Annotated in this window: 13 protein-coding genes; 4 read left to right on the top strand and 9 right to left on the bottom strand. The window is 64.7% G+C overall.

Annotation, left to right across the window (positions count from 1 at the left end):
- The first annotated feature begins 2 nt into the window (after positions 1-2).
- The 4 genes from E5221_RS13405 (at position 3) to E5221_RS13390 (ending at position 5242) form a co-directional block, all read left to right on the top strand.
- A complete protein-coding gene (locus E5221_RS13405; RefSeq protein WP_182328805.1) occupies positions 3-755 on the top strand; it encodes a hypothetical protein in 753 nt (250 codons plus the stop codon).
- Between the two features lie 46 nt (positions 756-801).
- On the top strand, positions 802-2082 hold the full coding sequence (locus tag E5221_RS13400; protein ID WP_039612958.1) for a transporter: 1281 nt from the start codon (positions 802-804) through the stop codon (positions 2080-2082).
- Between the two features lie 135 nt (positions 2083-2217).
- A complete protein-coding gene (locus tag E5221_RS13395) occupies positions 2218-4419 on the top strand; it encodes an LTA synthase family protein (RefSeq protein ID WP_247847639.1) in 2202 nt (733 codons plus the stop codon).
- 94 nt (positions 4420-4513) lie between these two features.
- Positions 4514-5242, top strand: a complete 729-nt coding sequence (locus E5221_RS13390; RefSeq protein WP_061552168.1) for a thioredoxin family protein — start codon at positions 4514-4516, stop codon at positions 5240-5242.
- 183 nt (positions 5243-5425) lie between these two features.
- On the opposite strand, the gene ureG is transcribed toward E5221_RS13390, so the two are convergent.
- The 9 genes from ureG to E5221_RS13345 form a co-directional block, all read right to left on the bottom strand.
- The gene (gene ureG, locus E5221_RS13385; protein WP_010953755.1) at positions 5426-6049 is read right to left on the bottom strand and encodes an urease accessory protein UreG; all 624 of its coding nucleotides are present in this window, start codon (positions 6047-6049) and stop codon (positions 5426-5428) included.
- A gap of 11 nt (positions 6050-6060) precedes the next feature.
- On the bottom strand, positions 6061-6735 hold the full coding sequence (locus E5221_RS13380; protein ID WP_039612955.1) for an urease accessory UreF family protein: 675 nt from the start codon (positions 6733-6735) through the stop codon (positions 6061-6063).
- The gene (locus E5221_RS13375; RefSeq protein ID WP_061552167.1) at positions 6735-7280 is read right to left on the bottom strand and encodes a HupE/UreJ family protein; all 546 of its coding nucleotides are present in this window, start codon (positions 7278-7280) and stop codon (positions 6735-6737) included. The genes E5221_RS13380 and E5221_RS13375 overlap by 1 nt, the downstream gene beginning before the upstream one ends.
- Before the next feature lie 17 nt (positions 7281-7297).
- The gene (gene ureE / locus E5221_RS13370; protein ID WP_039612953.1) at positions 7298-7807 is read right to left on the bottom strand and encodes an urease accessory protein UreE; all 510 of its coding nucleotides are present in this window, start codon (positions 7805-7807) and stop codon (positions 7298-7300) included.
- Between the two features lie 10 nt (positions 7808-7817).
- Complete coding sequence (gene ureC / locus E5221_RS13365) at positions 7818-9521, bottom strand: urease subunit alpha (protein ID WP_013972449.1); 1704 nt, start codon at positions 9519-9521, stop codon at positions 7818-7820.
- The gene (locus E5221_RS13360) at positions 9518-9835 is read right to left on the bottom strand and encodes an urease subunit beta (protein WP_003256924.1); all 318 of its coding nucleotides are present in this window, start codon (positions 9833-9835) and stop codon (positions 9518-9520) included. Before E5221_RS13360 ends, ureC begins: the two co-directional genes overlap by 4 nt.
- Before the next feature lie 19 nt (positions 9836-9854).
- Entirely contained in the window at positions 9855-10157 is a 303-nt protein-coding gene (locus E5221_RS13355; protein WP_003256923.1) for an urease subunit gamma, read from the bottom strand.
- A 9-nt stretch (positions 10158-10166) separates the two neighbouring features.
- Positions 10167-11000: an urease accessory protein UreD gene (locus E5221_RS13350; RefSeq protein ID WP_247847638.1), complete on the bottom strand. Its 834-nt coding sequence runs from the start codon at positions 10998-11000 to the stop codon at positions 10167-10169.
- 393 nt (positions 11001-11393) lie between these two features.
- Positions 11394-12308 (bottom strand): tyrosine-type recombinase/integrase, encoded by a 915-nt coding sequence (locus E5221_RS13345; RefSeq protein WP_015270152.1) that lies wholly within the window; start codon positions 12306-12308, stop codon positions 11394-11396.
- Between the last annotated feature and the right edge of the window lie 97 nt (positions 12309-12405).

The following is a 12405-nucleotide window of genomic DNA, read 5'->3' as shown; positions in this document are numbered from 1 at the left end:
CAATGAAGAACCCATTCTGGCTCGCGATCGCATGCCTGGCTGTCAGCCTTCCCACCCATGCCGAAACGTTCAAGCCCATCGAGCTGAAGGACCATGAGTTGGCGACCCTGCGTGGCCGCTACGTGATGCCGGGGCGGATCGTGAGTTTCGGCATTGTCATGTCCAGCACCTGGCAGAATGCCAAAGGGGACGTGATCGGTGCCACGAGCACGATGCAGATTCAGCAGTCGACCATCAAACCGCAATTCTATGTGTCGTTGATCGACGAAAGCGGCACTGGCACAGCGTCAGCTGGATCCACCGCACCAGGTACCGGCACCGTCACGGGCGGTGCCGGCCTCAACACCACAGAGGGTGTTACCCAGGTGGTACGCGCCGCTGGCGACAACAACACCGCCTACAACGATGTCGCCATCAATGTCTCCAAGGCCAACCAGGCGCCCACCGCGCAGCCACAGGGCCAGGCACTGGCCAACGGCCAGACGCTGACGGGCGAAAACGGCGCAGGTGCGCTGAGTGTGTCTGCCAGCGGCGTAGGGGTGCAGTTCAATATCAATGCCAGCAACAACCAGGGCAGCAGCGTACAGCGCCTGGCGCAGGGTGGCCTGATGCAGAACTCGACGCTGCTGGGCAATGGCAACCGGGTGAACAACGTCACCACGCTCAATGTGGTGATGCGTGAAAGCGTGCCTACAGCCGCGTCGCTCAACGGTAGCCTCGATCAGCTCAAAGGTCTTCGCACATTCGGATACTGATCTACGCTCAGTCTCATCAAAAGTAGTCGGCAGGGACGGCAATTCCATGCACCGATCTTTATCGCTCAAAGCTTTTGTGTGTTTGACCACCTTGGCCCCGGCCACATTGCTCTACGCCGCCTCCGACCCACAGGTTGAGGCTCTCAAGCAGGAACTGATGGAACTGAAACGTCGCTACGAAGCCCAGCAGCAAGCGCTGATGGTGCTGGAGCAGCGCGTACGCCAGGTCGAGGAAACCCCGGCAGCACCACCGCCCAAACGCCTGGTCAGGTCCCCGGCCGAAGGGGTCAAGGGCGCACAGACAGTGGCATCGGGTGCACCGGGCACCACCGGCAGCTCCTATGGTCAGGCGCTGACTGCCGACGCCGAACCGGCACAGAGCGTGTCCAACCTGTATGACGAGGCCAGCGGCTTCTTCGGCGGCGGCAAGTTCAGCTTCGAGACCGGTGTCACCTATACCCACTACGATACTCGGGCGCTGGTGCTCAACGGCTTCCTGGCACTGGACTCGATCTTCCTCGGCAGTATCAACCTTGACCGGGTGAAGGCAGATAACTGGACCCTGGACATGACTGCCCGCTACAACCTCGCCCAGCGTTGGCAGTTCGACATCAACGTCCCGGTGGTGTACCGCGAATCCACTTATTCTTCCGGCGGTGCGGGGGGAGCCGGGGCGACCACCTCGGACGAAACCGTAACCCGCGACCCGGAAATTGGCGACGTCAACGTCGGCGTCGCCTACAAGTTCCTCGACGAAGACGAGACCTGGCCTGACGCCGTCGCTACCTTGCGTATAAAGGCACCGACCGGCAAAGACCCGTATGGCATCAAACTGCGCCAGGTCGAGGGCAACGACAACCTGTCGGTACCGGAAAGCCTGCCGACCGGCAACGGCGTCTGGTCTATCACGCCGGGCATCTCGCTGGTCAAGACGTTCGACCCGGCCGTGCTGTTCGGCAGCCTGTCGTACACCTACAACATGGAAGACTCGTTCAGCGACATCAGCCCACAGGTCAACAGCAAGGTGCCCGGCGACGTGAAGCTGGGCGACTCCTGGCAGATCGGCGGCGGTATCGCCTTTGCCCTGAACGAGAAGATGAGCATGTCGTTCTCGGTGTCCGACCAATTCGCCCGCAAGAGCAAGATAAAGCCGGATGGCGGTGACTGGCAGTCGATCTCCAACAGCGACTACAACGCAGCCAACTTCAACATCGGCATGACCTTCGCCGCCACCGACAACCTGACCATCGTGCCCAACCTGTCCATTGGTCTGACCGATGACGCGCCGGACTTTTCCTTCAGCCTGAAATTCCCCTACTACTTCTGATACTTGCCCTCGGCCGGGCCCGCGCGAAGGGGCCCGGCTTTGGTTACCAGTCTTGTCCCGGACCGCCTTCCATGCCACGGCCTGTTATCATCAAGCACAGTTGCATGACGATTTAATGGCAAAAGGGATGTTTTCGTGAAGAACCTGTCAGACCACCCACGTACCCGGCTTGTCGCCCTGGCGACCCTGGTACTGGTGATCCCACTGGGTACGCGCGCCATGCTGGGTTGGTCCAACCCGCTCGGTTACCTGTCCGACCTCGCACTCGGCAGCCTGCTGGTCTTGCTGCTGCACCGTCGGCCGTGGTGGTTGGCGCTCCCCGTATTGCTGGCCTGGGCGGCCCTCTGGGTGGCTTCGGCCGAACTGGTCAGCGCGGTTGGCCGTTTGCCCACCAGCGCTGACCTGACATACCTGCTCGACCCGCAGTTCATGGAAAACTCGACCGGTGGCGGCCTGGCCCATGCCTGGCTGCCCTGGACCATGGGCACCGGCCTGCTGGGCTGGCTGGCCATCGCCTGGCGCAGCCGTAGCCAACGCAGCCAGCCGCTGCCACGCAAGGCCTGGGCCATTCCGCTGCTGCTGTTTGGCGCCCATTGGGGCAGCCAGCAACTGGTACCTTCCGACGCCGACCAATGGCGGCAATACAACCTCACCCACCAGTTGCTTTCGGCCGGGGCCGGCAACCTGCAGCGCCAGGTCGAAGGCTGGATGGGCCGCACACAAACCTTCACCCCTCTGGCCAGTACCGGCCTGACCCAGTCCGACCTGCATGGCCAGCGGCTGCTCGCCGGGCCAGGCAACGCCCGCAACCTGCTGATCATCACCGTGGAAGGCATCCCCGGGGCCTACCTGCGGCCCAACCGCCAGGCCCTGCACAGCCGCTTCGACGAAGAGCTGATGCCAAAGCTCAGCCAGTGGGCCGAGCGCGGCATGAACACCCCGGACTACGTGCTGCATACCCACCAGACCATCCGTGGCCTGTACGCGATGCTCTGCGGTGACTATGACAAGCTGGCCAACGGCACACCCAAGGGCATGGAGCTGCTGACCCAGAACGATCGCAACCAGGCCTGCCTGCCGGCGCAGTTGCGCCAGGCCGGTTTCACTACCCACTACCTGCAGGGTGCCGGCCTGCGCTTCATGGCCAAGGACCGCATCATGCCGCACATCGGCTTTGACTCGGTGCACGGCCAGGAGTGGTTCCGCAACAAGAACTACCTGGACTTCCCCTGGGGCAAGGATGATCGCTCCTTCTTCGAGGGTGCGCTGGACTACGTCGGCCAGCTGCAAAAGCAGGACAAGCCATGGATGCTGACCCTGCTCACCGTGGGCACACACCAGCCCTACTCGGCGCCGTTCGAGTACATGGAGCGCTACGACACGCCGAAACAGGCGGCAGTCGCCTACCTGGACGATGCACTCGGTGCATTCCTCGACAACCTCGAACGCCAGGGCGTACTCAAGGATACCCTGGTGGTAGTGACTTCCGACGAGTCCCACGGCATCGACGGTGTGCGCCTGGCCTCGTCCTGGGGCTTCAACCTCACCCTGGCGCCGGAGCAGGCGCAGTTGCCACGGATCAAGCGGGGTACCTACGGCCATATCGACCTGGCCACCTCCCTGCTCGACTATTTTGCGCTGCCCATCCCCATGGCGCTCGGCGGTCGCTCGCTATACCGCGATTACGACAGCGGTCGTGAAATGATCTCCTACACCAACGGCATGCTGCGCTATCACGACGGCCGGGGTGTGTTCACCGAATGCGATTTCCAGCAGCGCTGCCGGCGTTACGCCAGCGAGGGCTTCATCGCCGACCAAGCACGTTACCTTGGGCTGGGCGACAGCCTGCTGGGCCAGCAGATCGGTGCCCTCGCGGGGGTGCTCGACCAGTCCCTGCTGCAGACACCGCTCAACCTGCGTTACCAGTTCGGCGGCCCATCGCCGATCCAGCTGCGCAAGCGCATCAAAGATGACTGGGCCGACAACCTGATCGGCGCCCAGTACCTGGAAATGCCCGAGGGTTCGCATACCCGCGTACGGGTCAAGGTACGTTCGCTGGACCCCAAGCGCGCAGCCTATATCCAGCTCAAGGCCAAACAGCTGGAGCAGGACGTACCGCTGGGCTTGCCTTACGAAGTGAAAGTCACCGCCGACGAGCCGCTGGAAATGGAGTTCAGCTTCGACAACCCGACCGCGCGCAAGGCGTTTTCCTTCCATTTGCTGGGCTATGGTGGTGGTCAGGTGGAAATCAGCGACTTCAGTGTGATAACCGCACTGCCAGGGGAGGACGAAGCAGCGGATGAGCTGACCGAAGGGCATATCGCCCATTCGGGCTGAACGGTACCACTCATCGCCGGGCCGCCGCGACCTGTCGATTCAACCCGCCCGTGCTCGACTAGTGTGTGAATCCCCCCAATGTGGAGATAACACCATGAGCACGAGCGAAAGCAGGCACCCGGTGGTTTCCCGCAGCCAGTGGCTGGCGGCCCGCCGGCAGCTGTGGCTGCACGAAAAGGCCTTCACCCACCACCGCGACGCGCTGTCCGCAGCCCGTCGCGCCCTGCCCTGGGTCAAGGTGGAGCACGACTATCGCTTCCAGGGGCCGGACGGCGAACTCAGCCTGGCCGACCTGTTCGCAGGCCGCAGCCAACTGCTGGTTTACCACTTCATGTTCGCCGAAGGCTGGAGCGAAGGTTGCCACGGCTGCTCATTCCTGGCCGACCACTTTGACGGCGCCAACCTGCACCTGGCCCATCACGACGTGTCGCTGGTGGCGGTGTCGCGTGCGCCGTATGCCGAGTTCCAGGCATTCCGCCGACGCATGGGCTGGCAGTTCCCCTGGTATTCGTCACATGGCAGCGGCTTCAACGAGGACTTTGGCGTCAGCGTCGGCAGCGAGGGCCAGCGGCAGTACAACTATGAGCCATATGAGGGCGATGAAAGCGAGCTTCCCGGGCTGAGTGCGTTCTACCGCGAGCCGGACGGCAGCGTGTACCACACCTACTCAACCTATGCCCGCGGGCTGGACATCCTGGTCAACACCTACAACTTCCTCGACATCGCGCCACTGGGGCGCAACGAGGCTGGGACCATGGACTGGGTGCGGCACCACGACCGTTATGAAGGGCAGCCGGACAAGCCCAACTGCTGCCACAAATAACGAGAGGCAATACATATCGCTTGTCACTCGCTTGGCACGTCCTTCGTAGGAGCAGCCTTGTGCTGCGAAGAGGCCGGTACAGGCAACAGATCTGCATAGCCAGTACGGGCCTCTTCGCAGCACAAGGCTGCTCCTACAAGGGCCGCGCAGCGTCCAAGCATCCTCAAGTGCAGCACATAGTCTTCAGCCGCGCACACCCAACATCCCGCGCTCGACGATGAAGTCGATCACCGCCTGCAGCCCCTCGCCCTTCTTCAGGTTGCTGAAGGTCCATGGCCGCTGCGGGCGCATGCGCTGGGTATCGCGCTCCATCACCTCCAGCGAAGCCCCCACATAGGGCGCCAGGTCGGTCTTGTTGATCACCAGGAAATCCGACTTGGTAATCCCCGGCCCACCCTTGCGCGGGATCTTCTCGCCTTCGGCCACGTCGATCACGTAGATGGTCAGGTCGGCCAGCTCAGGGCTGAAAGTGGCACTCAGGTTGTCACCGCCGCTTTCGACGAAGATCACCTCGAGGTTGCCAAATTTGCGCGCCAGTGCTTCGACCGCCGCCAGGTTCATCGAGGCGTCTTCACGTATCGCCGTGTGCGGGCAGCCGCCGGTTTCCACGCCGACGATGCGCTCCGGCTCGAGGGCCCCGGCTTCGGTCAGGATGCGCTGGTCTTCCTTGGTGTAGATATCGTTGGTGACCACTGCGATCTGGTAATGGTCGCGCATGGCCTTGCACAAGGCTTCGAGCAGCGCCGTCTTGCCGGAGCCGACCGGGCCGCCGACACCGACGCGCAGGGGTTGTTGATAGCTTTGCATGCAGGCAGTCCTCAGGAACGGAACAAACGGGTGTATTGGGTTTCGTGTCGCGATGAGGCAATGGCCAGCAACGGCAGGCCGCCGCCAAGCTGGTCATCGCCCAGGCCCAGTGCCTGGTCGAGGGCCGCGGGCAGCCCTGCCCCCAGGTCGCGCAGCAAGGTCTGGGCGGCCTGCTGGCCGAACGGCACCAGCTTGACCCCGGCCATTACCGCGCCCTCCAGCCAGGCAAAACCATGGCCCAGGGCCAACTGGCGCAGTGGGATCGCCCAATGCGCAGCCAGCCAGGCCATACCGCCCAGCTGGGTGAGTTCTAGGCTGGCCCGCCAGGCCGGCGCCTGGCCCAGTTGCCAGCCGTCCAGCAGCCGTGCCAGCGCCGCGCCGCGCTGCTGTTCTTCCAGGCGCAGCTCGGCGGTTTCACGGTTGGCCAGCAGAAAGCGGCTCCAGTGGCCGAAGGCTTCGGCGTCCTCGGCCTGGCAGGCGTGGTACAAGCGCGCCAGCACCGGCCAGTCGAGGCAGGCCAGGGTGTCGTCGATCTGCTCGCGCTGCCAGGCAGCGAAACCATCCACGTCCCGTACCCAGCCCGCCTCGACCGCCCACTCCAGGCCTTGCGAGTAGGTGAAGCCACCCACCGGCAAGCCAGGGCTGGCCAGCTGCAGCAGGCGCAACAGCGCCAGATCGCTGTCCATCAACCAGCCAGTACCAGCGCGGCGCCGGCCAGCAGGCCGCCGCCAAAGGCCTTCTGCAGGCCGCTGTGCCTGCGCAACAGGCAACCGACCGCAAAGCCGGCCGCCAGCAACAGGCCGCTGACCGTGACGAAGCCGGCGCTGAACTGCCAGAACGCGCTTGGCGTGGCTTCCACGCCATGGGCCCAGCCATGGAACAGGGCGAACACCGGCATGGCCATTGCCAGCAGCAGTTGGCGGCTGGGCAGCAGCACGGCACCGGCAGCCACCAGCAGCGACACGGCAATTAGGGTTTCCATGCCCAGTACATCGCCGAACAGGTGGCCGCACACCGCGCCGCCAAACATCGCCGCCAGGGTTGCCAGGGGTAGCGTCAGGTTGCGCCGGGTCAGCGCGGCGAGCGCACCGGTGCCCAGCAGCATCAGCAGGTGGTCAAGACCGGTCAGCGGGTGCAGCAGGCCGTCCTGCAGCGGGTTGGCGTCGTGCCCGGGGTGGGCGAAGGCAGGCAGAGCCAGCATCAGCAGAAACAGGGCGAAAGTCTTTTTCATCGGTTGCTCCAGGCAGTTCAGGAATGGGCAGGCAGGCGCACGAACGGGTGATCGTGGCCGTGGGTGTGGCTATGGCTGTGGCTGTGGCTGTGCGGTGCGCTCTGATAGGCGCCCGCTTCAGGCTCGAACGGCGCCTGTTCGGCCTCTACCGTCAGGCCCAGGCCACGCAACATGTCGTCCAGCACGTGGTCGTGCTGGAAGCGCAGCAGGCCGGGTTCGATCTGCAGCGGTACATGGCGGTTGCCCAGGTGATAGGCCGCGCGGGCCAGCAGGTGCGGGTCGGCGCAACGCACCGTGGACACCGCTTCGGGCGCCGCCAGCACACGGATCAGCTGGGTGCCCTCGGCATCGGCCAGCAGTTCGCCTCCGCGCAGCAGGTGGCCGCGTTCGAGCATCAGCCCGGCCTCGCGACCATCATCCAGGGTCACCCGCAGGCGGCTCTTGATGCGGCTGTCCACGTCCAGGGTAACGGTGCCGGTTTCGCCCAGCGTGCCGGGCTCGGTGATACGGCGGGTCAAGACAATCATCGGTGCTCCTTCAGAACAGGAAGTAACGCTGGGCCAGCGGCAGTTCGCGGGCCGGTTCGCAGACCAGCAGTTCACCGTCGGCACGCACCTGGTAGGTCTGCGCATCGACCTCGATCAGCGGCTGCAAAGTGTTGTGGACCATGTCGGGCTTGCGCACCCGGCGGCAGCCGTGGGCCACGCCGATCAGGCTGCGCAGGTTCAACTCCTCGGCCAGGCCACGATCCATCGCCGCCTGGGGCAGGAAGGTCATGCGCGTGGCATGCCGCGCCGCGCCCAGGGCGCCGAACATCGGGCGGTAATGCACCGGTTGCGGCGTGGGGATGGAACCGTTGATGTCACCCATGGGCGCGGTGACGATCATTCCGCCCTTGATCACCAGGGCCGGCTTGACCGCAAAGAACGCCGGCGCCCACAGCACCAGGTCGGCCAGTTTGCCGACTTCCACCGAGCCCACTTCGTGGCCGATGCCGTGGGTCAGTGCCGGGTTGATGGTGTACTTGGCGATGTAGCGCTTGACCCGGAAGTTGTCGCTGTAGCTGGTGTCCGGCGCCAGTGGCCCGCGGCGCAGCTTCATCTGGTGGGCCACCTGCCAGGTGCGCAGCACCACCTCGCCAACCCGGCCCATGGCCTGGGAGTCGGACGAAGTCATGGCAAAGGCGCCCATGTCGTGGAGAATGTCCTCGGCGGCGATGGTTTCGCGGCGGATGCGCGACTCGGCAAAGGCCACGTCTTCGGCGATGCTCGGGTCCAGGTGGTGGCAGACCATGAGCATGTCCAGGTGCTCGTCCACGGTGTTGACCGTGTACGGCAGGGTCGGGTTGGTCGAGGAAGGCAACACGTTGGCCTGGCCTGCCGCGCGGATGATGTCCGGGGCGTGACCGCCACCAGCACCCTCGGTGTGGAAGGTGTGGATGGTGCGGTCGCCGATCGCCGACAGGGTGTCTTCGATGCAGCCGGACTCGTTGAGGGTGTCGGTGTGGATCGCCACCTGGATGTCCATTTCCTCGGCCACGCCCAGGCAGCAGTCGATGGCTGCTGGTGTCGAACCCCAGTCTTCGTGCAGCTTGAGGCCCACGGCGCCGGCTGCGATCTGCTCGCGCAGCGCTTCCGGCCGCGAGGCGTTGCCCTTGCCCAGCAAGCCGATGTTGATCGGCAGGCTGTCGGCGGCCTGGAGCATGCGCGCCAGGTACCAGGGGCCGGGCGTGCAGGTGGTGGCATTGGTGCCGGTGGCCGGCCCGGTGCCGCCGCCGATGAAGGTGGTGACACCGCTGTTCAGCGCCTCGTCCACCTGCTGCGGGCAGATGAAGTGGATGTGCGAGTCGACACCACCGGCGGTGACGATCTTGCCCTCGGCCGCGATCACCTCGGTGCCGGGGCCCACTGGCACGTTCACGCCCGGCTGCACATCGGGGTTGCCAGCCTTGCCGATCACCGCGATACGCCCGTGCTTGATACCGATATCGGCCTTGACGATGCCCCAGTGGTCGATGATCAGGGCATTGGTCAGTACCAGGTCCATGGCTTCGGCAGCCAGCATCTGGCCCTGCCCCATGCCATCGCGGATGACCTTGCCGCCACCGAACTTTACCTCTTCGCCATAGATGGTGAAGTCGTGCTCCACCTCGACCCACAGCGCGGTGTCGGCCAGGCGCACGCGGTCGCCCACGGTGGGGCCGAACATGTCGGCATAGGCCTGGCGGGAAATGCGGCTCATGCCCTGCCCTCCAGCGCGCCCATCACCTTGCCCTGGAAGCCGTAGACCTCGCGCTTGCCGGCGTATGCGACCAGTTGCACGGTACGCGCCTGACCAGGCTCGAAGCGCACGGCGGTACCCGCGGGGATGTCCAGCCGAAAGCCCAGCGTAGGCGCGCGCTCGAACACCAGCGCCTCGTTGACTTCGTAAAAGTGGTAGTGCGAGCCGACTTGCACCGGCCGGTCGCCATGGTTGGCCACGCTGACAGTGACTGTCGCGCGGCCGCTGTTCAGCTCGATGTCGCCGGCGGCGACCTGGATTTCACCTGGGATCATGCGGGGCTCCTGGGCAATTTCAAACGATGGGGTCATGCACGGTCACCAGCTTGGTGCCATCCGGGAAGGTCGCTTCAACCTGCACGTCGTGGAGCATTTCGGCGATGCCAGGCATTACCTGCTCGCGGCTCAATACTTCACGCCCCAGGCTCATCAGCTCGGCGACGGTGCGGCCATCACGGGCGCCTTCGAGCACGGCGGCACTGATCAACGCCACCGCTTCCGGGTAGTTGAGTTTCAGGCCACGGGCCAGGCGCCGCTCCGCCAGCAGCGCGGCGGTGAACAGCAGCAGTTTGTCTTTCTCTCTCGGGGTCAGCTCCATGGCGCTCTCTCAGGTGGCCCAGATACGCGGCGGGCAGGCCGGCAGGCCGAGGACGGCCGGGCGCAGCACATGCCACAGGCGTTGCAGGGTGCGTTGCAGGTGTTGGTTGTCATGGTCGAGCACGCGGATCACCAGCAACGACCCGAGCAGGGTCGCGCCGGCCGGGTTGGCCATCTCGTCGAGCAGCGGGCGCACCAGATCCAGCACGGACTGGTCGGCGGGTGCGGCGCAGAAGGTGGCCAGCAGCGGATGCCCGCCAAGCTTGCTCAGGCGCCCGCCTTCGACGCGCAGGCGCTCGTGCAGGCCCACTTCGTCGGGCAGTTCGATGTGCAGGCGGCTGTCGAGGGCACCCTGCTCGAAACGCTCGTTCATCACCGGGCGCCCCAGGCACAGGGTTTCCCAGGCCAGCAGGCGCGCCCCTGGTTCGAGGGTGAAACGGCTGTCGAGGCTGGCGCGGGCGCCGGAGAAGAAGATGCTGTCCTGCGGCAGCCACTCCAGGGTGCTGTCGGCGCCCAGGTGAAAACGCTGGACCAGCCGCGCGGTCGGGCCGATGCTGCGGTAGAACTTGCTTGCGCCGGGCATGGTCAGCAGCGCGTGGCTGCCCGGCTCCAGCTGGATATCCAGCTCCAGGCGGTCGCCAGCGACGATCCCTCCAGGAGGGTGCAGCACGTAGACATGGCACGGTGCACCTTCGGGATAGAATGGCCGCTGCACCAAAAGAGGTCCGAAATGCCGCCACGCACCAAGGCGGGTCACCTTGTCGCGTTTGACGAAGCGCAACTGCAGGTGAGCGCTCCAGCCGGCATCGTCGTGTTGTTGTTCGATCTGCTCCGCGAGCGACATCCTGCGGCCCCTGAAATCCGTGGCCTGCTGGCCGTTTAGAGTGGCAAGCACGCACGGCTATGGCGTGCGCGCCCTGACCACTCGATCAAATTCGCAGGCTGGATATAGCAGGTTGCGGGCCAACTCCGCAGGTGAACGAAGATGAAGGATTTGCCATGGCCGCTCTGGCATCGGGCATAGAGGGAGATGGCGCACAAGGCAGGGGCGTGCTTCGGCCCTGTTTCGGTGCTGGGATCTCAAGGCAAAAATTACCCGATGCTGCGACACGGCCTCTGTGGGAGCGGGTTTACCCTCGAAGAATCCAACCCAGTGCATGGCACGGGCTTCGCCCGTGTTCGCGGGTGAACCCGCTCCCACAGGGTTAGAGCAAGCCCTTTATACATCGACAAGGCCTCAGTAATCGAAGCGGTCCACCGCACGCCGGCGTTCGTTGTCATCACGCCGGTCATAGATGGCCGTGGTCTGGATATTGGCGTGATGCGCCAGCTTCTGCGCAATGGACAGGTCGTGCTCTTCGATCACCCGGGTGATGAACGCGCGACGGAAGTCGTGCGGCATGATCTTCACGCCCACCTGCGCACCACGCTGGCGGGCGATGTAGTAAATGGCATGCTTGGTGATACGCGCCCGGGTTATATGGCTGCCACGGCGGATGCGGTTGAACAGGAACGGGTCGTCTTCGGCCCCTGCGGGCAAGTCCTGGCGGCGCAGGTCCAGCCACGCCTGCAACTTCTCGAACGCCCATGGCGGGGCGTACTTGATCAACTGGCGGTTGCCCTTGCCCAGCACCTGCAGGCTGCGCGCCTCGAAGTCGACCTGGTCCAGGTCGATGTCCACCGATTCCGACTTGCGCATGCCGGTGCCGTACAGCAAGGCGATGATGGCCGCGTCACGCACACCCTGCGGCCGTGGGTCGGCCGCGCACACATCCATCAGCTCGCGAATCAGGCTGCGGCGCAGGTTGCGCCCCGGCGGCAGGCGGCTGCCGGTGGCCGGCTTGACCTCGCGAATGCGCAGCAACTGCTCGTGATCGATCAGGCCCTGGCGCCAGGCTTCGTTCATCACACCGCGAATGGCGTTGACGTACAGCGACGAGCTGTTGGGGGCGTAACCATCCGCACGCAGCGCCGCCACCAGGGCGATCACATGGCCGGGCTCGAGCCGATGCCAGGGCACATCGACGATATTGCAGTCGACAAAACCCAGCCGATCGGCGGCGTCCTGAAGGATGTAGCGCATGGTTTGCTGGCTGGATGGGGCCAGGCGGGCCATGTACTGCAGCAGCGGATTTTTCGAGAGGTCGGACAAAACGTGAATCCTGTAGCGAAGCGTTGGCCAGCGGCGAACCGGCCAGACCCTGAAGCAAGTCAATACGACATACAAGCAGGTCCAAATAACAGCGGAA

The sequence above is a fragment of the Pseudomonas sp. A2 genome, assembly GCF_023100865.1.
Lineage (GTDB): Bacteria > Pseudomonadota > Gammaproteobacteria > Pseudomonadales > Pseudomonadaceae > Aquipseudomonas > Aquipseudomonas asiatica.
Note: the sequence above shows the minus strand (reverse complement) of the source record. Positions and strands in the feature narration are given on the sequence as shown.

Coding starts and splice junctions, on each gene's coding strand:
- E5221_RS13350 (WP_247847638.1), bottom strand. CDS start 11,000: ATGTCGCTCGCGGAGCAGATCGAACAACAACACGACGATGCCGGCTGG.
- ureE (WP_039612953.1), bottom strand. CDS start 7,807: ATGATTGTCTTGACCCGCCGTATCACCGAGCCCGGCACGCTGGGCGAA.
- E5221_RS13375 (WP_061552167.1), bottom strand. CDS start 7,280: ATGAAAAAGACTTTCGCCCTGTTTCTGCTGATGCTGGCTCTGCCTGCC.
- E5221_RS13400 (WP_039612958.1), top strand. CDS start 802: ATGCACCGATCTTTATCGCTCAAAGCTTTTGTGTGTTTGACCACCTTG.
- ureC (WP_013972449.1), bottom strand. CDS start 9,521: ATGAGCCGCATTTCCCGCCAGGCCTATGCCGACATGTTCGGCCCCACC.
- E5221_RS13355 (WP_003256923.1), bottom strand. CDS start 10,157: ATGGAGCTGACCCCGAGAGAGAAAGACAAACTGCTGCTGTTCACCGCC.
- E5221_RS13405 (WP_182328805.1), top strand. CDS start 3: ATGAAGAACCCATTCTGGCTCGCGATCGCATGCCTGGCTGTCAGCCTT.
- ureG (WP_010953755.1), bottom strand. CDS start 6,049: ATGCAAAGCTATCAACAACCCCTGCGCGTCGGTGTCGGCGGCCCGGTC.
- E5221_RS13390 (WP_061552168.1), top strand. CDS start 4,514: ATGAGCACGAGCGAAAGCAGGCACCCGGTGGTTTCCCGCAGCCAGTGG.
- E5221_RS13380 (WP_039612955.1), bottom strand. CDS start 6,735: ATGGACAGCGATCTGGCGCTGTTGCGCCTGCTGCAGCTGGCCAGCCCT.
- E5221_RS13360 (WP_003256924.1), bottom strand. CDS start 9,835: ATGATCCCAGGTGAAATCCAGGTCGCCGCCGGCGACATCGAGCTGAAC.